The sequence below is a fragment of the Wolbachia endosymbiont of Onchocerca ochengi genome (assembly GCF_000306885.1).
Taxonomy (GTDB): domain Bacteria; phylum Pseudomonadota; class Alphaproteobacteria; order Rickettsiales; family Anaplasmataceae; genus Wolbachia.
Window position 1 is genome coordinate 187736 of the sequence record NC_018267.1, and the last position, 24086, is coordinate 211821.

Here is a 24086-nt window from a genome sequence, read left to right on the forward strand (position 1 = left end):
AATTAAATTGTTCGAAGAAAGAACAACATAAACAAAAACATAAGCTAGCATTAATCATAAACTAAAAATATCTGTAATTTAACTAAAACTGCTATGGTTTATTATTACTGCGATAACATAATAAGCTAAGAAAAATTGAAGCCAAGCACTCATAGCCATGTGAGCAGAGTGTTATTTACTTACAGACTACTTCTTTGTTGCACATTATATCTTAAGAAAATAACCAATAATATCATCTAATTTTTAATTAGAACCTACCTTCAATTTGAAAAGGTATTTTTAAGTACTTAAGCCCATAAATTCCCCGTATCTTCACTACCAATTATACACTAATAATAGCATTAAACTAATCTTTTTTACTTGCGCTAAAACCTACTCGAGCACATTTTATTAATTTCTACACCATAATTTACTAACCAAATTGAATGTGAGCTATGTTTTTAGGTTAGCATATTTAACAATTTTAGTACTATAAACTAAATAATTAAACTTGCTTAATTAAATTATTAAGTCAATTCTATCACAATTTTCTATAATATCTTTTTTCTATGAACCAGCAGCATTAACTTGTCATTCACTTTCGTTATATACACAGCAGTGATCACTACAATTGAGCCCTTTGTTTGAGTTATTATATTTAGCACGATTAAAAATTTGACTCTACCAATTTACTTTACCAATGCTTTGATAGCAAAGCTCCTGCTTTTCCCAGCAAGAGATATTAAATTATCACTCTTTTTAACAGCAATATTCCCAGCACTGACTAAGATATCAGGAGCCCCTATTATATATAGGACCAGAGAAAATACCAAGTACAATAAAAAAAATTCCAAAGAAACTCGAATTTCTTTTCCATAAATATAGCTAAAATAACCTAAATACCTATGATAATAATTAATAACACAGGAAAAACCCCGAATAGGAACAGAACTAAATATTGAAAACTAGCAATTGTATCTATTCTATATATTGAATACTATCAATTAAGCACTCTACAAGCAGAGCCATAATCTACTTAATACATCTAAAGGAATCAACAAATATAAATTACTTCGCTTAAAATAATAAGCAACATAACTATATTAGTACAGTAGCTAAATTTGTGATAATAATATTCGTTGAGAAATAATTAAAATTATCCATTGTATATATAACAGTCGCTAAGCTTGCTATTGCTGAACTAGTGAGATATTTTACATTATTTTCATCATAAATAACCTATTGACATTGATTAAATTTAATAAATAGTATCAATACAGTGAAAATGATATCTAAAAATCAGGTTTTAAAATTGCTTTTGGTTCTCTATTAAGAATCACCGAAGCAGCAAACATAATCACTATTAACCTTTGATATTTCCCTCCTTATTATTGCAACGAGTACCAAAACGACTATAGTTTCTCAATCTATTTTTGTCTTCCTCACCAATCAGTAATGTGGAAATCACGCCTGTATGTGTTTTTTTAACATTGTCCTACAGGCTTTCATAAATGAATTGAAGAAAAAGATTCTATGCTCTAGCATTTTTTTACAGAACTATTTTGCTTATTGCAAAATCTGTAGCACTTATTTTCTGACAACAAGTCATTCTTGCAAAAAAATATGTACATCCCAAAAGGCATAAAACCTTCAAATAGAAAAGTCTCATTGATAATTTTACTTGATTGTCTATTTTAATACCTTCTTTCTACCTCTTAGCTCTAATTGATATTTCTTATGTTGTTTAAAGCAACGTGCAGTCTCATATTCTAGTACATAACACTAAAATCCACAAGTTTTTCTCTAAATCTTAGTACTTATACACTCGAACAACAGAAGAAAGTTTTTTAATAAAGAGCAAAAATTATCTATGTGAAACCTCATTATTAATATACTATAGCAACGACACTTTTCATACAACTTTTCTTACCAAGAATTTAAATATCAACTAAAGCTGTTTTTTTTAGTTTATCCAGCCGTAAAACTCTATGAACGTAATGCCAATCAAAGAGACACACAATACCGTGTACTCTTACAAAAAAGTACAACCAAGATCAACACAAATAAAAGTAGAAGAAAAACAGATACAGTAAAAACATAGCTATGTTTAGAATTCAAAGAGAAATAAACTAAGATCTATACACACTGGCATATATAAGAAAACCTTAGCATCAAATTATGTTCCTCATTGTACATATAGATTGTTAGATATATAACTAATAATTGTATTAAGAAAAGTTAATAAATACATAAAACATATATTATGAGGTAATTTTATTCTTTTATTTTCTATTATTTATATATATAATATCTAAATAGACAACGGCGCGGAGTGGAGCAGTTTGGTAGCTCGTCAGGCTCATAACCTGAAGGTCGTAGGTTCAAATCCTACCTCCGCAACTTTATATCTACATCTAAAAAAATATTTTTTCTTGCTTAATCAAGCCAACCTTAATGATAATAAGGAATTAAAGCTCTGCAGAAAATTATATAAAAGAAACTAAAAGATTTTTAATGCTTCTTGCTACATTATCAAGAGTTGCGATAGAGGCTTGCAAGTTTTGAATTAAGTTTTACAGCTTTATCATCTTTGATCATAAGTGAGTTATTACCACCATTTGCAATATTATTTTATACATATTGTGCATATAACAATATACAAAAAAGGAATATTCTTCACAAAAGACTTTCTATATATACTTGGTTTATACACTGCAGGACCGCAATCTGAGTTGGTCTCTTGCTGCATCTACAGCTGCTATTTCCTATAGCATAATGCTTAAAATGTACCATTAGCTTTATAAAACAGGTATGGTGATAGGAGCTTCACAGTACTAATCGTAGGATCTTTTGTAACAAAATACATCATTGAACCAGTAGCTGAAAAAGTGAACAAGTACATTATATATTACCTACAATTAAACATTTTTCTTCAAAAGAAAAAGGATATAAGATAGTTTAAACTAAGGTGTTTTATATTATTCCAGTGTACTATAGAAGCACAGCATAGCTGGCCACAAATACTTGTTTCAAAGACAGTATATTATAGCTGTCTTTATCTTATTCCCTAGTGAAAATCATTATTAAATCATAGTGTTCATACAGTTGTGTTACATGGTCAAGGGTATAGCTGTTCTATTTTCCAATCGCTTCTCGCAACAAGAGTATATCTAAATCTAATATGCCTCCTGTACTCACCCTCTTGCCAGAATTCAATTACTTTTGGAATTACGTAAAATCCTACCCAAAAACCAGGGCAGGGAACTTGTGCATTATCAAATTCCTTCTCCTTGAGTTCGATAGCTCGCTTGAAATTTTGCCAATCTTCCAGAACGCTCGATTGTTTTGAGCACCATGAACTAATTTGACTATTGCGTGCTCGGGAAGAAAAGTATTTACCAGCTTGCTCGCCATCTAAAAGCTTAACATCTCCTTCGATTCGAACTTGTCTAGAAAACTCTATCCAGTGAAATACTAATGCAGCTTTGGGATTTTCAGTCAATTCTCTTCCTTTTCTACTATTCACGTTAGTGAAGAACGTAAAGCCTTTTTCACCGTATTCCTTGAGTAATACCACTCTTGCAGATGGAATACAGTCTTTGCTGCAAGTCGCCAACGTCATTGCAGTTGGCTCTTTACATAAAGAATCAAGTACTGCTTTATACCACCTTGAAAATAAACTAAGCGGATCTTTTTCAGGTGAGAATGTCATATCTAAAAATAAAACTTAGTTCTGGCATGCATTGCAAAAATAAGTGCTACGGCCATTTTGGCGTATAAGTGTTATAATGTTATTACAAACTTTGCAAGGCTTTTGAACTCTACCATATACATAAAAACCATTTTGGAAACATCCGACAGATCCAGATGGCTGTGCATAATTTCTCAACGTCGAACCGCCTGCAGTAATTGCATCATTTAGAACATTTTTTATTTCAGTAGCGAGTCTTTCGCACTCTTTGTACTTCAAATCCTGTGCCGGCCTGAATGGTGATATGCGGGCTCTAAATAAACTCTCAGAAGCATATATGTTACCCACACCAACTATCAGTCTATTATTCATTAATACTGATTTAACATTTGCTTTTCTGTTTTTCAGCAATCTCTGTAAATAGTCTCCATTGAATTCATCTGTGAGAGGCTCTATTCCAAAATCATTGAAAAAGCTTACTTTTTCCTCTTCTTTCAAAATAATAACTAATCCAAATCTTCTTGGATCATGAAAGATTATTGAAGTATTGTCGGAAAATAAAAATATCACATGATCATGTTTATTCCGTGCTCGATCATCTTCAGCATATATAAGCTTCCCACTCATACCAAGATGCATAACTACAGCTGTATCATTGTCTATACACCAGATTATATACTTACCCCTACGTTCAATATTACTTATGCATCTGTTCTTTAGCACATCATCAATATTTTTTATTACTGGCACACGCATCCTCCAATTATTGACTGTTACATTGCTTATTTGCTTGCTTTTTATCTTATTAAGCAAAAAATTAGAGATCACTTCTACTTCAGGCAGTTCTGGCATAATACCTTCTCAAAACTTAAGTTTTTGGTGGTAATTTTACTGTTAAAGTTTCCTCAAATACGCTTAGGTATTCCACAGAGCTTTTTTCCAAAAACTTCTCATCATAAACAAATTTTGAAAGTAATCTGTTTTGTCTAATTTGCTGCTGTTTTTTTCTTTTTAGAATATTTTGCTTTAAAGCTTTCGCTAATCTTTTTCTCTCTTCTTCTTTCTTCTTATTCTTTTTTATGTTATTCATATACATAAACCCTGCCGTTATAGCTTAGATGGTAGAGCATGTCATTGGTAATGACAAGGTCCCAAGTTCAAGTCTTGGTAACGGCACACTGACTATATCCAAAATAAAAACTTAGAAGAAAATCACAGAGGTAGGTTATCATGCTTTTTCCATATCCCTTCTACTTTTTTGTTTCTGAGTAGCTCTAATGCTTTATGAAGGTGGTACCGTGTTTTACTTGGCACTATTATACTGTCAACATAACCATACAATGCAGCAAAAAACGGACTAGCAAACTTTTCTCTGTATTCCTTAATTAAGGCTTGCTGATCCTTTTCATGTCGAAATATAATTTCAACTGCACTTTCAGGACCCATCACGGCTATTTCAGCAGTCGGCCAAGCGTAATTTATATCACCTCTCAGATGTTTAGAATTCATAACAATGTATGCGCCACCATACGCTTTTCTAGTAATTACGCTAATTTTCGGCACAGTTGCCTCGGCATAAGCGTAAAGTAGTTTTGCCCCGTGTTGTATTATATTATTATATTCCTGATTTGTACCTGGCAAAAACCCTGGAACATCAATGAGTGTGATAATAGGAATATTAAATGCATCACAGAACCTTATAAACCTTGCAGCTTTTCTTGAAGAATCAATATCTAAGCACCCTGCAAGATACATAGGCTGATTTGCAACAATACCAACAGTACTCCCTTTAATCCTACCAAAACCAATTAGAACATTACGAGCAAAATCAGGCTTCAGTTCAAAAAATTTCCTTTCATCACACACTTTCTCAACAAGTTCATACATATCATAAGGAGTATTAGAATTATAAGGAATTAGAGTATTTAAAGACTCATCGATATCATCGACATCATTGCAGGTAGGTATAGGTACAGATTTTAGAGTCTCTTGATTATTTGCTGGTAAAAAGGTAAAAAACTCACGGACCTTCAGTAACATTTCAACATCATTATTAAACGCATAATCTGCTACTCCTGTTTTACTTGTATGGATTTTCGCCCCGCCAAGATCTTCATGACTTACATCTTCATATGTGACTTTTTTTACCACATCTGGTCCAGTTATAAACATGTATGAGCTATTTTTCACCATAAAAGTAAAATCAGTTAATGCTGGAGAATAAACTGCACCACCAGCACACGGCCCCATGATTAGAGAAATTTGTGGTATAACTCCTGATGCATCAACATTTCTTTGAAAAATTTCTCCATAACCAGCAAGGGAATTTACTCCCTCTTGAATCCTAGCTCCCCCGGAGTCATTTAACCCAATAACAGGAACCCTAGCATTAATTGCCATATCCATAATTTTGCATATTTTTTTTGCGTGAGATGCACCAAGCGATCCACCAAAAACAGTGAAGTCCTGGGAGTAAACAAAAGCTTTTCTGCCATAAATAGTACCATGACCAATTATAACACCATCACCTAAAAAATTAGCATTCTGCATGCCAAAATCAGTTGCATGATGTTTGACGAATTTATCATATTCTTCAAACGAATTTTCATCGAGCAGTATACTCAGTCTTTCTCTAGCAGTTAATTTCCCTTTTGCATGTTGTTTATCAACTCTATCAGAACCTCCTCCTCTTTCAGCTTCTAGTGTTCTCGCTTCTAGATTTTTTAATATCTCAAAATTTTGCATATCAAAAAAAGTGAATTTTCATTTAATAAAGTATACATTACTTTTTTGAAGTGCAAAAAATTCTGTTCCTGATATAAATAAGCTTCTTAAGTAAGAAATATAAATGAAGCTATAAATAACAAGTAAAAAGTTCAGGGCAACATTTGTATTGTCTTGTTTGCTTTTTCGGTTAAGTGCTTATCTAACAGCATTTAAACGAATAACTTAGAAAAATTTCTATTTTAGAGCTAACACCTCAAAATATTACCTAATAATATAGAAAGTCTAAGAGGGAAAATGCAGACAATATACAACACAAAAGGAGTTTTTAGCTTCAATAGCAAAGAGAAAATTGAAGCTGGCTATAAATCCTAAGTATATGGTTCCAGGATTTTTGCTGCAGCAATAAAAACAGAGCATTTATTGAGCATATAAGAGTTGAATTTGAAAGCTTATATTCTTCAAACTAAATTATTCAATGGAAACTATGAGAATAAAAGTAACTTAAAGTACGTAAACTTAGCTATGACCAAAAGTACCCTGCTAGAGGAAAATGTGATCCACGCTAGAAGAGTATTAAGTTTCTCGAGAAGCAGAAAAATAATGTTAGGATAGATATTAAAAAGTGTGATAACGCTAATGCAGACTAGACATTAGAGTAGATTTTTAGAGTCGCATTTAAAATGAAAAATGAAGGCTTAAATAATTTAGCTGGGTGACCAATATATATTACAACTTTAATAAAGAAAGAATGTAATTTGCTCCGTACGTTGGTGGAGGATTAACTAAGGTCAAGTTTCATAAGAAAAATAAGATATTCATTTGTTTATCAAGCAAAATTTGGTGTTAATTGATCAATTTACAACATACAACATAAATGAAGATTTACCGTTTCGCACTACTCTTAGTATTCCTAGGAATAAGTTTACAAGATTTTTAGGCTTTGGGTTAGATTATCATTCTTAGTCTAATATTTCAGGTAGCAGTGTAGTGAGACAGAAAGTAGTTAAACAGATTGTTTTGCTGTAGTGACTTTAATCTGAGCTTACTGAGAACTTGTTTACTTGGCAGTAGTTGTTAAAAGATACTGTCACAACAATTCTGTTGTGAAAAGCTTTTTCAGTTTCTTTAAAGAGTTCTGCCAATGAGCACTTCTAAGTGCTCTAAATAATATTCTAAGATTACTAGAATAGAATATACAAAAACCTCATAATAATCTCAGCTATTTAAAGATAAAAAACAAAGGTGTCATTTTGTTTTTTTAGGCTTAAGCCAATAACATGCGTAATCCAAAATTGTAGACATAATAGTCTATCTATAAAAAGAAGGACTTAACAAAATATAGTATATACACAATAGAAATTAAGCATGCATACACACCTACACACCTTGAAGAAGGATACACACACTTTTTACTAAATTTTGCTTTTAGTTGAGAAACCTATAAGTAAATATGATAGACTTTGTACTTTAAAATACCGACGCTATTAGTACGGTAGAGCTATAAAAACACGCTAAGCAATTTTTTCCAATATAACCAACGTAGATATTTCATTATTGCATTTCCAAACATTTCATTCTTTTTATAGAAACATTTTAAGCTTTTTCTCTACTTTTTCTCAGTAAGATCAATCAGCTATAAAATTACATATGTTGATCGCTATAAAATCACATAATTGCTTTGTAGGATTGTGTCCTGTAATAATTACTATACCATTTTGTTCAGAACGTGTTGAGATCAGATTTAGTACCAATTCACACGTTGTGCTATCAAGATTACAAAACGGCTCATCTATCAGCCAAATATTTGCATTAGAAATCAAAAGGCGAGCAAGAGCAACTCTCTTTTTCCATCCTGCAGAAAGTTCACCGTATCTAATATTAAGTACAGGTTGTAACTGTAAACAATAAATAGCCGCCATAGTTAATTCTCTAGTATCCCGTATTCCTGCCCAGAATTCTATGTTTTGAGCAACAGTTAAGCTATTCTTACAGGCGTTTTTATGTCCCACATAGACCATAGAAGATACATAAGGTTGTAGGTCACTATATATATCTTTTCCACAGTATCTTATACTACCTAATACTGGTGGCAAGAGCCCAGACAAGCTTCTAATTAAGCTGGTTTTACCACTACCATTTGGACCAGTAATTAAAATCTTTGATTTCGGCTCAGCTTTGAAACTAAGATTTTTAAATAATATTCTGCTATTGCGAGCGCAGGATAAATCTTCACATTCAAGCATGGATTATCTACCTTTCCCTTTATGCTTCTCACTGGTTGAAGCCTGAGCTTTTATAAACAGTTCCCAAAATCCTTTCTGCCTACCTTCTCTATGCATCAATAGAGCAAAATGCTGCATTAGATTACTACCAATTACAACCATTTTTGTCCATTTACCTACTGGTTTTACTATATCAAGTATCTTTGAATCCTCATTGTAAACCTGTATATCCTTTTGCTTCTTACGTAACATTTCTTGACGTTTCATCAGCTCTTTTCGCTTGTTTTTTTGATATAATTCATTATATTTTCTATTTTCTTCGCATTCTTCTTTAAGAACCTCTTTAGAAAATAGGATTTTCCTAACCCAATCTCTATATTTTTTTCTAAAAAAAAGAAATACTATAGCCATGGCAAGTAATACCACGCTACATACAATGATTTGTCCAAATGACATTTTTGTACTCAGCTTATTTAAAGGGCCATCTGTAATTATACTTTAACTATAGAAATTTCACAATCTTTTGTACAGAAATGTAGTATGAAAGATGATATTAGAAAGCACCATTAAACTTCAGAACTTTCCTTTATTTCAAAAATCATACAAATACCCAAGTAAATGAGCTTGTATGGGACAATATTTATTCTTATACTTCTTTAAAATACCGCTACAACAAATATGAACTGCTATAAAACTCATACCTGCAATGAATTAAGAAAGGATGATGTAGAAAAGGAAGTTACTCTTTCTGGATGGCTATACCACAAACGTAACCATGGTAATCTCATCTTTGTTGACTTAAGAGACTTCTACGGAATTACTCAGCTAGTATTCAACAATGACAAAGACTTTTTCAATGAAATATCAAATTTAAAATCAGAGAGTGTGATTACTGTTACAGGAATAGTCAAAGCTAGAACTGAAGATACAGTAAACAGCTCTATTTCCACAGGAGAAATTGAGGTTATAGTTAGTAAATTGCACATTGAATCGAAAGTTGAGTTTCATTGTGACGAAGAAATAGCAAAAGAGGAAAAAAGCATATTAGCAAGTATCTCTGGCAAACAAGAATACCGAGAAAATATGAGATTTAAATATCGGTTTCTTGACTTAAGGCGGGAAAAAGTTCGCAATAACATCATTTTGCGCTCACAAATCATTGCAGAACTACGTAGACTCATGATAGAACAAGGTTTTTTAGAAATTCAAACTCCAATACTCACTGCTTCATCTCCTGAAGGAGCACGCGATTATTTAGTTCCAAGCAGACTAAATCCTGGTAAATTCTATGCATTACCACAAGCTCCACAAATTTTTAAACAACTGCTCATGGTGTCAGGATTCGATAAATATTTTCAAATTGCACCATGTTTCCGTGATGAAGACACAAGATCTGACCGTTCTGGAGAATTTTATCAGCTAGATCTTGAAATGTCTTTTGTGACTCAAGAAGACATATTTCAAGTCATCGAAACTACTTTATACAAGGTGTTCACTAAATTTTCTTGCAAGTCAGTCGACAAGAACTTTCCACGCATTACATATAAAGAAGCAATGCTCAAATATGGCTCTGACAAACCAGATCTACGTAATCCATTATCAATTAGTGATGTTACAGAAGTTTTCCGTGATTCAAAGTTCAATATCTTCAAAAGCAACATTGAGAAGGGTATGGTAGTTAGAGCCATTCCCGCTCCCAAAACAGCAAAGGAGTCACGGAGCTTTTTTGATAAAAAAATAGAGCATGTGCAAAAAGAATTCGGAGCTAAAGGTCTTGGATATATAACGTTTGATAAAGATGGTACTATAAAAGGACCAATTGCCAAATTCTTTGATAAAAATAAGATAAATCATATAAGAGAAATAACAAATGTAAAGCCTGGAGATAGCATATTTTTTACTTCCGATAAAGAAAATGAAGCAGCAATAATTGCAGGAAAAGTGCGTACCCTTTTAGGATCAGAATTAGGTCTTATAGATAAAAATGTTTTCAAATTCTGTTGGATTATTGACTTTCCATATTTTGTGTATGATTATAAAAATAAAAAAATTAATTTTTTTCATAACCCATTTTCTATGCCACATGGTGGCTTAAAAGATCTGGAGGAAAGAAATCCACTGTACATTCTTGCTTACCAATATGATCTCGTTTGTAATGGAATAGAACTATCAAGCGGAGCAATTCGCAATAACAAACTAGATATTATGTATAAAGCTTTTGCCATTTCAGGCTATAGTAAAGAAGAAGTCGACACAAAATTTAGTGCACTCGTGCGTGCATTCAGATTTGGAGTACCACCTCATGGTGGAATAGCACCGGGAGTTGACAGAATGGTTATGCTGCTCGCTGATGAGCCAAACATTCGTGAAGTGATCTGTTTTCCTATGAACCAACAAGGTGAAGATGTTCTAATGGGCGCTCCTTCTAAGGTAAAAAGTAGACATTTACATGAATTATTCTTGCAGGTTATTGATTAACAGCACCCCAGATTATGTTAAATTGAAAAAGCGTGAATAACATCCAAAAAGCAATACTATCAGGTATAATCTGCAATATAATTGTATGGTATGAATTAACTCTATTTGGAGTCTTGTCATATACAATAAGTGATGTTCTCTTTTCATCAGAAAATGAGCACGTAAAAAAAATCAAATTTCTTAGCAGCTTTGCAATTGGGTTTGGATTTAGGCCGCTTGGCGCATTTATTTTTGGCTACATTGGAGATAAATATGGCAGGAGGAAAGTTTTGCTAGCTTCTGTAATATTAGCTTCAATATCATCCACTGCAATTGCAGTAATACCAAGTGCAAAAAAAATAGGAATATTTTCCCCTATATTACTTCTGGTTTGTAGAATAATACAAGGAATGGCAACAGGCGGAGAAACAAGTATCAATTCAGCTTTTTTAATAGAGCACTCAAGCGATAAAAAAAATCTAGGTTTTTTAGGCAGCATGAAAGCTTTCAGTGGCGCGCTTGGTTCTATTACATGCTTTGTAATGATAGCTGTTTGCAAAAAACTTACAGGTGAAAATTATGAAATTTGGGGTTGGAAGTTACTCTTCTACTTCTGCTCTGTTATGGGCATAATAGGCTTTCTAACAAGATACATAATAGAGGAAAGCTTAGCCTACAAAATACACAGTCGAAATAAAAACTTGTTTCACTCACCATTTCTAGAATTGCTCAAGGAGTATAAAAGAGTATTTGCAATAGCAATTGGAGTTGGCATTGCTCAGAATGCAATCATTTATTCAGTAATCATGTTTTACAATATATCTGTAAAAGAACTTATCCTATCAGGCATCGATATTAAAAATGTAGTAAGGATCATAGTTGAAATTATATTCGGGTTGTCTGCAGTACTGCTTGCAATATTATCTGACAAAATTGGAAGAAAAAATGTGATGATTCCCACATTAATAATTTTAGCTTGTGCCAGTTTACCAGTCCTTCAGCTATTATCATACGATAACCATTGCATTATAATGCTTACTTTTCTATTAATAAGCATACCGGTAGGTGCATCCTTTGGAATATGCAATTCTCTCGTTTGTGAATTATTCCCAACAAAGATTAGATGTACTGGCTTTAGTTTAGCTCACAACATATCTGCAGGGGTTTTCGGTGGTATTTCTCCATCTGTATGCATATGGCTTATAGAAAAAGCTAAAACAAAATTTGCCGCAGGTATTTATCTTACTGCCTGTGCATTAATTAGTCTGATATCTGTACTTCAAATCAAAGATAAAGACAAAAAAATTGATTGGTGAAATTTTTCCTTCTAATAATGTTTTCCATATCTTAACCCACACTCCAACCTCCATATACACCTAGTTACAGTGCTGTGCTAATTTCTATGGTTCCATTAGAAAATGAAAATGTTTTGCTAATTAAGCAAGAACTAGCAAACGATTTTCTAATAGACAAGTTTTGCTATTTGGCAATCAGAGCTAAAAAATATTGATTACCTTCCTGTTTAGGAGCTAATTCTACCTTTGCAATATCTTCGGTGTCTTTAATCAACCGTTCTAATTTCTCCAACCCAATTTCAGTGTTTATGAGCTCTCTACCTCTAAACTTCATTGTAATTTTAATCCTGTGTCCATGTCTAAGGAAGTCTCTTGCTTGACGTAATTTTGTTTCATAGTCGTGATCACCAATATTAGGCCCTAGCTTAATCTCTTTTATAGTTAATATTTTTTGTTTCTTTTTTGCTTCACTTGCTTTCTTTTTTGCATCATATTTTTGTTTACTGTAGTCCAAAATTTTACATACTGGAGGAGTCAAATCAGGCACAATTTCCACTAGATCTAAATCGACATTCTGCGCAGACTCTAAAGCCTGCTCTATTGCCACAACTCCAACCATATTACCATTTTGATCAACTAGACGTACCTCCTTAGCTGTAATAGATTTATTAATTCTGTTTTTTTTGATTTGCAAACTTTAACCCTTAACTCAAATTAATATCTTTTAATAAAAGTTCAGCAGCTTTCTCATAAGAAAAAGATTCCTGTCTTTCTGATCCTAACTTCCTCACTGACACAGTTTTACTTGCAACTTCATTTTTACCAACTATCCATAATATAGGAACCTTGTTTAAACTATGCAAGCGTATTTTATGACTAATTTTTTCACTAGTTAAATTGACTTTAACCCTAACACCTTGCTTTTTTAAAACATCGCTAATTTCTATAGCATAGCTGTCAACTTCATTTGTAACAGTTAGAATAGCAAGTTGTGTTGGGGCAAGCCACAATGGAAATTGTCCTGCATAATGTTCTATTAGAACTCCAATAAAACGTTCAAAAGTTCCAAAAATTGCTCTGTGTAGTATAATAGGATGATGTTTTTGCCCATCTGCTCCTATATAAAAAGCTCCAAGACGTTCTGGCAAAATGAAATCAATTTGTAGCGTTCCACACTGCCAGTTCCTACCTATTGCATCTTTTAGAATAAACTCTAACTTTGGTCCATAAAATGCACCTTCACCTGAGTTAAGTTCATAACTTAAACCTGTTTTTTCGACAGCATCAAACAGCGCTCTTTCAGCTCTATTCCATACTTCATCACTTCCTGCTCTAATGTCTGGACGGTCTGAGAATTTTACAGAAATTTCATTGAATCCAAGCTCTGAGTATACTTCTTTCAAAAGACCACAAAATTTCATAGTTTCAGAATTGACTTGCTCTTCCATACAAAAAATGTGCGCATCATCTTGTGTAAAGCCACGTACTCGCATCAGCCCATGCAATGAACCTGAGCTTTCATTCCTATGACACGTACCAAATTCTGCCATACGTATTGGTAAATCACGATAGCTTCTAGTATGAGAGTTGAAAATCTGCACGTGACAAGGACAATTCATTGGTTTTATTGCTAGCTTTTCATTCTCAAGTTCACTAACAATAAACATATTTTCACGAAACTTACTCCAATGCCCAGACTTCTCCCACAGCTCCTTGTTTACTAAAATAGGAGTTTTTACTTCAAAATAACCATTATCTATTAATTTTTTTCTCATATAAGATTCAAGAATGCTATACAAGATATAGCCCTGCTCATGCCAAAAAATTTGTCCTACAGCTTCCTCTTGAATGTGAAACAAGTCCATATCCTTAGCAATTTTGCGATGGTCACGTTTTTCTGCTTCTTCTAGACGTCCAAGATAAGCATTCAATTCATCCTTATTTCTCCACGCAGTGCCATATATTCGTTGCAATATTGGACTATTAGAATCACCACGCCAGTATGCTCCTGCAACTTTCATAAGTTTGAACGCTTTAACCATGCCAGTTGAAGGAGAGTGTGGACCACGACATAAGTCAACAAAATCGCCTTGTCTATAGACAGTTAGATCCTCACTTTCTGGTATGCAAGAAATAATATCAACCTTATATTTTTCGCCTATATTACTGAAAAAATCAATTGCTTGCTTACGAGTCCAAACTTCTCTGACAAATCTGTAGTTACTTTTTATAATTCCTTCCATTTTTTTTTCTATTGTGGCAAGATCACCAGTAGTAAAGGTACGACCTATAGCAAAATCATAGTAGAAACCATCCTTAATTGTTGGACCAATAGCAACTTGAGTATTAGGAAAGAGCTCTTTCACCGCTTGAGCCATTATGTGAGCGGCATCATGTCTTATTATATCTAAAGCCACTTCATCACTAAATTGTATTATCTCTATTTCCACGTCAGGTTCAATTGCATGTGATAAATCATATAACTCACCATTTATCCTTAAGGCAATAGCTTCTCCTAAAAGACCTAGTTGTAATATATCAAAAATAGTAATTTTACTACTATATTTTTCTATTTTTTGTCCAGCTGAAAAGGTAACTTTTATCATCAGTTTTAGCAATAGGGTCTATTCTTTTTTAACCTAAGTTCAATTGCCTTTTCCCAAGTTTCACCATTACATAATAATTTCTCTTTATTATATATTAGCTCCTTTTTTGTTTCTGTTGCGAATTCAAAATTAGGACCCTCAACAATTGCATCAACTGGACATGCCTCTTGACAAAGCCCACAATATATACATTTTGTCATATCAATATCATAACGCGTAGTGCAACGACTGCCATCTTCCTTTTCCTCAGCTTCAATAACTATTGCTTGAGCAGGACAGATGACTTCACACAACTTGCAAGCTATGCATCTTTCTTTACCATTTGGATACCTACGCAACGCGTGTTCGCCGCGAAACCTTGGGCTTAGATGGCCCTTCTCCATAGGATACTTTAGCGTAACCTTTGGTTTGAACATGTATTTCAATGTAACAATAAATCCTTTAATCAATTCTATAAAGAACCAATACCGAATTAATTTCTTGAGCATAAAAGCATTTAAGACTTATACAAGTGATTATAGATGATATTATCAATTTTCAAAAAGCTTTTTTCCTATCTTAACTTTGAATTATATTCGAATCAATTACCTTCATTCCTACTACATTATATCCTGAGTCAACGTGCAGAATTTCTCCAGTGGTGCCACTACTTAAGTCACTTAGCAAGTACAATGCTGCTTTTCCAATATCCTCTATTGTGGTATTACGTCTCAGTGGAGAATTGTTTCTATTCCATTTTGATATGAAACAGAAATCACTTATTCCAGAAGATGCTAAAGTTCTGATTGGACCAGCAGAAATAGCGTTTACCCTAATATTTTGTGGTCCTAAGTCACATGCTAGATACTTTACACTTGCTTCAAGTGCTGCTTTACATAAACCCATAACATTGTAATTCGGTATAACCTTTTCAGCACCATAGTAAGACAAAGTAAGTAGACTACCAACATTTGGCATCATTTTTTCAGCCCTTTGTGCTAAAGCAGTAAAAGAATAGCACGATATATGCATTGCATTAAGAAAGTTGCTTAGTGAGGTATTAACATACCTATTACTCAATTCACTTTTATCAGAAAATGCAATCGCATGTACCAAAAAATCAAGAGTACTCCATTTTTTTTCTATTACTCCGAAAACATCATCTATAGTTCCTTCATTTGCAACATCACAACTCAGTACTAACTCCACATTTAGCTCAGTTGCTATCGGTAATAGTCTCTCTTTTACAGTTTCATTTTGATATGTGATTGCAAGTTCTGCTCCATGCTCTAAGAGAGTTTTTGCTATGCCATAAGCTATTGATCTCTTGTTTGTTATTCCAGTTATTAACCCCTTTTTATTTTTTAATAAAGTCGTTGTCATAGAACCATTTATTTTTTACAATTTGAAATACTAACTAAGCAAAGTCAAGGTGTTAACTATGTCTAAAAATAATTTTTTAAAGTTAAAGTAAATATACCATTAATCTTACAGATGAGCATGAGTTTTCAGTAAAAATAAAAGGGCAAAAAACTTTCAAATTTTCTCCTAGTTATGTAAAAATAACAAACTCCTTTATTTAGAACTGAAGTTTTGGTATCTTCACATTTTAACAATTCAAAATTAATGAATATAAATAAAAATGAATTTCTATTTCTTTCACTTGGAGGAGTAGGCAGGATTGGAATGAACGTTAGCCTATATCATTGCCAAGGTAAGTGGATTATGATTGATCTTGGTATTGGTTTTGCTGACGAAACCATGCCAGGCATCGAGCTACTCATTGCTGACGTAAGCTTTATTTCCCAAAGAAAAAAGGATTTACTCGGAATAATAATTACACATGCACATGAAGATCACTGCGGAGCAGTGCCTTATTTATGGAAAGAACTACAATGTCCTATATATGCAACAAATTTTACAGTTAACTTCCTCAAAGAGAAACTAAAGGAGTTTCAATTAAAAAGTATTGTACCTGTGAAAGAAGTAAATATAAATGGTAGCATAAATTTAGGTCCTTTCACCGTTGAGTTTATAAATATAACTCATTCAATTCCTGAAGCACACTCAATACTAATTAGCACTAATGTGGGCAGTGCATTCCATACTAGCGATTGGAAATTTGATCCAAAACCTGTTGTTGGGCTAACCTCTAACATAGTTCGTTTAAAAGAGATTGGCGATAAAGGTAACCTACTTGCAGCAATTTGTGATTCAACAAACATATTGAGTAGACATGATCCTAAGTCAGAAGGTGAAATTTACAATAATATCTATAACATAATAAGACGATCTAAAAGGTTAGTGGTCGTGTCACTCTTCGCTTCAAATGTGGCGCGAATCGAAACAATAAGCCAGGCTGCAAAGGTACTGAATAGAAAAGTGGTTTTGCTTGGTAGATCTTTATGGAGAATAGTAAAAGTTGCACAAAACAGTGGTCATTTAATCGATTCTGTTCAGTTCTTCGAAGCAAAAGATGTGGTAGATTCGCCAAGGGAAAAGTTACTATTAATTTGTACCGGCTGCCAAGGTGAGCCAATGTCAGCAACTTCAAAACTTGCCTACAATAAGCATCATTCATTTAAAATGCAACGAGGTGACACAATGATCCTTTCATCAAAAATTATCCCTGGAAATGAAACTCGTACACATAATATGCTCAATGCTTTTATTGAGATGGGAGTGGAAGTTGTCACCGAAAAAACAGAGAATATTCATGCTTCTGGGCATCCAATGAAAGCAGAACTAAAGGAGATGTATTCTTTGATAAAGCCTAAAATATCTATTCCAGTTCATGGTGAGTATATTCACACTCATGCACATGTAAAATTTGCAAAAGAGTGTGGTGTGGAAAAAGCAATAATGATTGCACCAGGCGATATTATTAACTTAGAGAACGGGGAAAAAGTTGATTCAATTGATGTTGATTATTTCGGTATTGATGGCATATTACTACGTTATCCAGAGAGTAATGTCATAAAAATGCGTAAGAGGATGAGGGATGCAGGAGCCATTGTAGTAACAGCAGTTGTTAACAAAAAAAATAAATTACTTGCTAAGCCAAAAGTGTTTACACCTGGCATTTTTGAAGCAACAGAAGATGCAGCTATCATACAGAGAATCATAAAAGCGGTTGAATCAGCGTTTAGTTTACAGTCGACAAAAAAAATAAGAAGTAAGATTGAGAGCTCAATATTTAGCATCCTAAAGGAATATTTACTAAAAAGACCTATAATTAAAGTCCAAATAGAACAGATATAAAACAAATGAAGCAACTAGTTAAAACCAATATCACTTCTTTAGTTGTTTTTGCCTTATTTTGCTAAAGCTGCTTTACACGGGCATAAAAAACAATGCTAGTAAGCACCGGCCTATTGTATCCAAGTGTACATGCAAACAAGGTCTAGAAAGCAAGTTAAAAGAAAATATTACAAAAGAGAATGATACATTAGTTACAATCAATTTAAGCAATGTATCAGACCATCATTTCATTTGTTTGATACATTATAAAAAGGAAGTCGTTAACTCATTCGACCATTTTTCTAGCAAAAGACTGGAGAAAAAATTAATTATCTTATTCCAGACATAATATATAATAAATTAATTAGCAAGAACATTTAAATATAAAGATAACATACATATTACTGAAGAAAAAGACAGTGACTATAGGTCTATATATAAAATAATTATTACAAATCAAGAATGAGAGTGATGTAAAAATACTTAACAAACAGCGATAAATCTGTGCCTACACCTGGGTTTCCACTAAATGGAAAGGATATCGTTTACATCTCATACCTGATAGTAGAGGGTATATAACGTTGAAGAATCTGAAAGATGATACTGAGCTAATAGTTAGTATGTTCGAGGTAGTTATCTTTGCTCTAAAATTTTCTCCTAACTAAATCTAGTTTAATCTCTCCTTTATCCAATGGTAAAACCAATATAACATATTATCTTTAGGTTTAAACAGTAAGTGTACAAAAAAACTACTAGAAGTTCAGAACTATAAACACTTCTTTTTTTTTATTCAGATCAGAAATATATGGTCTTTAGTTTTTATGTAAGTGAAAGTCAGCAATTATATACCATTTATTTTGCTAAAAAAGTAAAAAACCGAGGAGAATTAGTTTTGGAAACAAGAAATATACCACTATACCTACTTAGTCTCAAAAAGGAAATTCTATAAAGCCTTTATGAAAATTCAATCAAGAAAATTTTATATAGAGCTTATAAAGCTAGATGGCAAAAAAATATTTCCCTGAGAGAAGCATAAAATTGAATATCCAGATAGCTACCAAATAGCAGGAGAATTCTCTTCATAAAAACAGAATTACTTAAGCGAGTCTAAGACATATTTAGTGAATTTAGCAAAGAAAAATTACAAAATAATCTCTACCCACAAATGCCTATCTATATTAGACTAGCCTTATTTTGAACTATTAGTTGCTGGTTCAACTTCCTTGGAAAAAGTGGAAGATTTCAATAGTAATGAAGAATGGTGTGATAATATTAGCCATTTACCTTTTTGTCTCACCTGCAAATTAATATGTAACAAGCACATAACTCTTTTTTACCTTTCAACTTAAAAGTATATAAACATGTATTAACAGTCTTATTACATCCCAATGCTTATAATGTATGATTCAACTTCCACAGTTGGACGTCCAGCTAAGAAACTTTTAAAGTAGTCAACACGCTAAGCATTGGTTGTTCTAAGGTTAAAGAATAGAGTAGACAGCAGTATTATATCATCAGTATAATTAACATTAACCTTATAAGTACTCTAATTCTTAGTGAATCACTACAACGATTAAACAGCACCTTTATATCTTAATCATTAGCTCTAACACAATTTCCACTCTTATTAAAAATTTGAATTATATTCGCTAAGAACATAACACTTAGTAACAAATTCGATACTAAAATAACTACTTTCCTAGATATTCCATTCTCTACATATCACTCTATATACATAAATTAAAAGTATTAACCTATAGCGCAAAAGTTAAAACAACTACAAAAGCAAAAAGATTATTGAAAGCCCCTGTTTACCTTTGAGCAACATTATCGAACAGACACACATTCTCTCACTGTGTTAGGTTTCGATATTGATATCAGTGTCTATTGCAATAGAGGAGAATTGCCATTTTATAGCTGTTTCTATGTTAAAAATATTTTCTGAAGGTCCTTTTTTTGTTCTCTTCTAAAATCCTTACTGTAGTAGGTACTTGGTACTTGTATAGCAGTCTCTTTTGAAACAGTAGTACCCTTTCACTTTTTAAGTTTTTTTACAATAGCTTTTCCTATTTTCTTGGATGCTTTCATGACATCTTCTTCTTTCTATCAAAACTTATCAAGCGAGTTGTGTAGTAGCTGAAACAAGAAATCGTAGAGTTAGAAAATTTAGTTGAAACAAGCGACAACAAAAAATCTTCTACTAACTCAATTAAATCTCATTTAACATACTTACTTCAATTTTTATTGTAAATTTTAACATGGTGTGTATCCTCAAATAAATTAGTAATAACAAAATGCATTCTATACGGTTAGTTTTATCAAATTAACAAGCAAATACGAGTGGTTTCGTTTTTAGCATTATTCTCCACTTGGAGTCTTAAATAGTCATGTTGAAGGAACAAGATAAAATATTTACGAACTTAAATGGTAAAGAAACCCCACTGCTCAAAGACGCAAAAAAACGTGGTAGTTGGCAAAAAACAAAAGAAATATTAGATTTAGGATCTGAAAAGATTATTGATGAGGTAAAAAAATCTGGCTTAAGAGGGCGAGGAGGTGCAGGATTCTTTACTGGCCTTAAGTGGAGTTTTATGCCAAAAAATCCTTCAAAAGAACAACCGGTATATCTAGTAGTCAATGCAGATGAATCAGAACCTGGTACATGTAAAGACAGAGGTATATTAAGGTATGAGCCACACAAATTACTTGAAGGAATTCTCTTTGCTGGCAAAGCGATCAACGCATCAGCTGCATATATTTATATCAGAGGTGAATTTTACAACGAGTATTTAGTTTTAAAAAAAGCACTTGAGGAAGCCTACAAAGAAGGTCTGATTGGGGAAAATGCCTGCAAATCAGGTTATGATCTTGATATATTTATCCATAGGGGTGCAGGAGCTTACATATGCGGAGAAGAAACAGCTCAACTTGAATCAATCGAAGGGAAAAAAGGCTTCCCTCGTATAAAGCCTCCATTTCCTGCAGATATTGGACTTTTTGGTTGCCCAACTACAATAAACAACGTTGAAACTATAGCTATGGTTCCAGATATTTTGCGTCGCGGAGGAGGATGGTTTATGTCCCTTGGCAAACCCAATAATACTGGCACTAAGATCTTTAGTATTTCAGGACATGTAAATAACCCGTGCAATGTTGAAGAAGAGCTTGGAATCCCACTACGTGAATTAATTGAAAGATATGCAGGTGGAGTGCAAGGAGGCTGGAATAATTTACTTGCCGTGATACCTGGTGGATCTTCAATGCCGTTAATTCCAAAGTCTATATGCGACACTATTGAAATGGATTTCGATTCACTAAGAGCCGTACAATCAGGACTTGGTACTGCCGCTGTAATAGTGATGGATAAATCGACTGACGTAATAGCTGCAATAGAAAGGTTATCACACTTCTATATGCACGAATCGTGTGGGCAATGTACACCATGTCGCGAAGGCACTGGATGGATATGGAGAATCATGAAAAGGATGGTAACAGGAGAAATTAAGCCCGGTGAAATAGATAAGTTACTCGATCTTACAACTCAAATAGAAGGGCATACAATTTGCGCATTTGGTGATGCTGCAGCTTGGCCAGTTCAAGGATTAATAAGACATTTTCGTCATTTAATTGAAAAGAGAGCACAATTTAGTAGAAGTTGTATAGGAATATGTAGTTACGAAATAAATTAGATACAAAAACTACTTAATAAATTTTATCATTTCCCTTGTCAAGGTAGTAAAAATATTAAGTTATCTTCAATCTGTACATGTCAAATGATAAAAGTATCAAGTAGCTAGCGTTTCATGCATAATTTTTTATGCTACATGTAGCTTGTATCTTTATTAACTTTGCTCCTAGGTTTTCAGGTTAAAGCGCACTTATAAGTCGTTTAAAACAATATAAAATACCAATTTACAGAATTAGAGAGCTGGGGCAATTATCTACACAATTTCTTTAATTTTTCTTACTTAGCAAATTTTCTAAATATAAAGCAATCCATGTATAAAACATTTATTTTTGTAATAAGCAGTGTTATTCCAGTACGTGATCTAGAACCTAGTCTTTATTATGTAGCTACTTGGTTAAAATCAAGTTCTCTGGATATTAGTGTCTGACTGCTTGAGATGATACTTTTCGAACATGATTTAAATTATAATATTTCTAAGGTTATACTAAAATGACAAAAGAAAAGATACTAGACCTTCTTACACCTTTTGCCATCAAATTCGCACAAATCATGAATTATGCACGCATCACACAATGGTTTTTGTGCTTTGCAAGTATATCTACCATGCAAAACTAGCCAATGATGAGCATAGAACAGACATTTCTTTGGAACTATATTTAAAAGAGACTGCTCTGTTTTAAACACATCTTTTTCTTTCACAAGCCCAATTCTATTACTTACTCTAAAAACGTGAGTGTCAACTGCTAATGTCGGAATGCCAAGCCCCGAATTTAAGAACACATTAGCGCTCTTTCTTCCTACTCCTGGTAAAGATAGCAAATCATTAAAATTTACAGGAACTTTACTATTGTACCGCTCAATCAATATTTTGCTGAGCTTAATTATGTTTTTTGCTTTAGAATTATATAAACCGATGCTACTTATGTGTTTCTTTAGTTCACTCTGCCCAAGATTTAGTATTTTCTCTGGCGAATCAGCAATACTAAACAGTTCTTCTGTAACTTTGTTAACACTCCTATCAGCTGTCCGTGCTGATAAAATTATCGCAGTCAGCAACGTAAAGTGATTAGTATAATTTAGCTCTACTTTCGGTGTAGGGTTTGATTGGCTAAATCTTTCAAATACCAATCTTACTTTTTTCGGATCCATTCATAGAGCTAAAAGCTTATGCTACATTGTTTACCATATAAATTCAATTACCTAAAATCTAAACTGCTGTTTAGTGTTAACACTAGATAGGAACAATGTTTACTTCATCGAAACCTTTCAGCTAACTTACTAGTCACCTCCACAAAAAAACTTTTTAACAATAAATATAATCGATATTAATATCGATGTGAATCGCATACTATTTCAATAGATCAGTTTCTTTTAAACTCTATCTTTTCGAGAAAACAAGAAACCAGAATTTCAATTATTACTGCCAATACAAACAAAGAAATAAGTATACTTATATCTACAGTTAATCTACTAGTAATAAAGTTCGCTGCCTAGCTAATAGCTCATTTTATTCTTGAATGCATTGTAGAAACTACACAATTCTTACACTTTTTCATAAACAAATCAGAAGCTTAATTAATAAATGATATTAAACGCTACCATCTACCATAAAAATAGTAATACTTGTAATAGTTAATAGAGCTAAAGGTAAAACACTAAAGTCTGAATAAATAGCAAAGATTCTGTTTTACGAATTTTAATACCTAATACTTTTCTACCTTAATTACACTCTTACCTTTTTCTAAGAGAATTAATATGTTAAATAATTGCATGCCTAGCTTCTTTGCTTGGTACTGATTTAGTTTTTATACTAACCTTTTAACCTTTATTACTTCCTCGAAATAACGCAATCCTAGATCTTGCGAAACTTTCTCCATTCTAACGATAAGTCAACTACATTTCTCAAGTCCTTCCTAAATCAGAGGTCTTTACTTTTCAACATAGACATTAATTCTGTGTGATTTCTTGCAACTACCTCTTCCAGTAATACTTAATTTCTTAAATATCTCTTTCCTATAATGAAACTGACACGTTGCTAAATGTCCTTCACTTTCAGCATTAACACTAACTTTAACGCAAGGACTTTACGAAACTCTACAAAAGGCTAATACATTTTTCCAATTCTCAATAAGATTTATAAATTTAACCAAATCTACCCTTCCCCTACTTTATCAGGATAATTTATAACACCAGTATTTTATA

The 24086-nt window shown here is 32.9% G+C and carries 15 protein-coding genes and 2 tRNA genes; 6 read left to right on the forward strand and 11 right to left on the reverse strand.

The window, feature by feature from the left end; translation table 11 throughout:
• The first annotated feature begins 2305 nt into the window (after positions 1–2305).
• A tRNA-Met gene (locus tag WOO_RS00725) sits at positions 2306–2379 on the forward strand.
• Between the two features lie 718 nt (positions 2380–3097).
• On the opposite strand, the gene pdxH is transcribed toward WOO_RS00725, so the two are convergent.
• From pdxH to WOO_RS00740, 3 genes are read right to left on the reverse strand one after another with little or no spacing between them, the layout of a single operon-like run.
• The gene (gene pdxH / locus WOO_RS00730; RefSeq protein WP_014868800.1) at positions 3098–3691 is read right to left on the reverse strand and encodes a pyridoxamine 5'-phosphate oxidase; all 594 of its coding nucleotides are present in this window, start codon (positions 3689–3691) and stop codon (positions 3098–3100) included.
• A 15-nt stretch (positions 3692–3706) separates the two neighbouring features.
• The gene (gene mutM / locus WOO_RS00735; RefSeq protein ID WP_014868801.1) at positions 3707–4522 is read right to left on the reverse strand and encodes a bifunctional DNA-formamidopyrimidine glycosylase/DNA-(apurinic or apyrimidinic site) lyase; all 816 of its coding nucleotides are present in this window, start codon (positions 4520–4522) and stop codon (positions 3707–3709) included.
• 16 nt (positions 4523–4538) lie between these two features.
• A complete protein-coding gene (locus WOO_RS00740) occupies positions 4539–4760 on the reverse strand; it encodes a hypothetical protein (RefSeq protein ID WP_232500380.1) in 222 nt (73 codons plus the stop codon).
• A gap of 13 nt (positions 4761–4773) precedes the next feature.
• Here WOO_RS00740 and WOO_RS00745 point away from each other — a divergent pair.
• Positions 4774–4846: transfer RNA gene (locus WOO_RS00745), tRNA-Thr, on the forward strand.
• Between the two features lie 36 nt (positions 4847–4882).
• On the opposite strand, the gene WOO_RS00750 is transcribed toward WOO_RS00745, so the two are convergent.
• The 3 genes from WOO_RS00750 to WOO_RS00760 all read right to left on the reverse strand — a co-directional run bounded on the left by WOO_RS00750 (position 4883) and on the right by WOO_RS00760 (position 9075).
• Positions 4883–6415 (reverse strand): acyl-CoA carboxylase subunit beta, encoded by a 1533-nt coding sequence (locus WOO_RS00750; RefSeq protein WP_014868802.1) that lies wholly within the window; start codon positions 6413–6415, stop codon positions 4883–4885.
• A gap of 1607 nt (positions 6416–8022) precedes the next feature.
• The gene (gene ccmA, locus WOO_RS00755) at positions 8023–8640 is read right to left on the reverse strand and encodes a heme ABC exporter ATP-binding protein CcmA (RefSeq protein WP_014868803.1); all 618 of its coding nucleotides are present in this window, start codon (positions 8638–8640) and stop codon (positions 8023–8025) included.
• A gap of 3 nt (positions 8641–8643) precedes the next feature.
• Positions 8644–9075 (reverse strand): hypothetical protein, encoded by a 432-nt coding sequence (locus tag WOO_RS00760; protein ID WP_014868804.1) that lies wholly within the window; start codon positions 9073–9075, stop codon positions 8644–8646.
• Positions 9076–9297: 222 nt separating this feature from the next.
• On the opposite strand from WOO_RS00760, the gene aspS reads away from it, so the two are divergent.
• Positions 9298–11097, forward strand: a complete 1800-nt coding sequence (aspS, locus tag WOO_RS00765; protein WP_014868805.1) for an aspartate--tRNA ligase — start codon at positions 9298–9300, stop codon at positions 11095–11097.
• A 32-nt stretch (positions 11098–11129) separates the two neighbouring features.
• A complete protein-coding gene (locus tag WOO_RS00770; protein ID WP_014868806.1) occupies positions 11130–12392 on the forward strand; it encodes an MFS transporter in 1263 nt (420 codons plus the stop codon).
• Between the two features lie 163 nt (positions 12393–12555).
• On the opposite strand, the gene infC is transcribed toward WOO_RS00770, so the two are convergent.
• The 4 genes from infC to WOO_RS00790 all read right to left on the reverse strand — a co-directional run bounded on the left by infC (position 12556) and on the right by WOO_RS00790 (position 16339).
• A complete protein-coding gene (gene infC / locus WOO_RS00775; protein ID WP_014868807.1) occupies positions 12556–13065 on the reverse strand; it encodes a translation initiation factor IF-3 in 510 nt (169 codons plus the stop codon).
• 10 nt (positions 13066–13075) lie between these two features.
• A complete protein-coding gene (thrS, locus tag WOO_RS00780) occupies positions 13076–14977 on the reverse strand; it encodes a threonine--tRNA ligase (protein WP_014868808.1) in 1902 nt (633 codons plus the stop codon).
• 5 nt (positions 14978–14982) lie between these two features.
• Positions 14983–15465: an NADH-quinone oxidoreductase subunit NuoI gene (gene nuoI, locus WOO_RS00785; protein WP_014868809.1), complete on the reverse strand. Its 483-nt coding sequence runs from the start codon at positions 15463–15465 to the stop codon at positions 14983–14985.
• 70 nt (positions 15466–15535) lie between these two features.
• Complete coding sequence (locus WOO_RS00790; RefSeq protein ID WP_014868810.1) at positions 15536–16339, reverse strand: enoyl-ACP reductase FabI; 804 nt, start codon at positions 16337–16339, stop codon at positions 15536–15538.
• 243 nt (positions 16340–16582) lie between these two features.
• Here WOO_RS00790 and WOO_RS00795 point away from each other — a divergent pair, with 243 nt between their 5' ends.
• Positions 16583–18217, forward strand: a complete 1635-nt coding sequence (locus tag WOO_RS00795; RefSeq protein ID WP_014868811.1) for a ribonuclease J — start codon at positions 16583–16585, stop codon at positions 18215–18217.
• 2366 nt (positions 18218–20583) lie between these two features.
• Positions 20584–21885, forward strand: a complete 1302-nt coding sequence (nuoF, locus tag WOO_RS00800; RefSeq protein ID WP_014868812.1) for an NADH-quinone oxidoreductase subunit NuoF — start codon at positions 20584–20586, stop codon at positions 21883–21885.
• Between the two features lie 506 nt (positions 21886–22391).
• Here nuoF and nth read toward each other — a convergent pair.
• On the reverse strand, positions 22392–23033 hold the full coding sequence (nth, locus tag WOO_RS00805; RefSeq protein WP_014868813.1) for an endonuclease III: 642 nt from the start codon (positions 23031–23033) through the stop codon (positions 22392–22394).
• Positions 23034–24086 lie beyond the last annotated feature (1053 nt).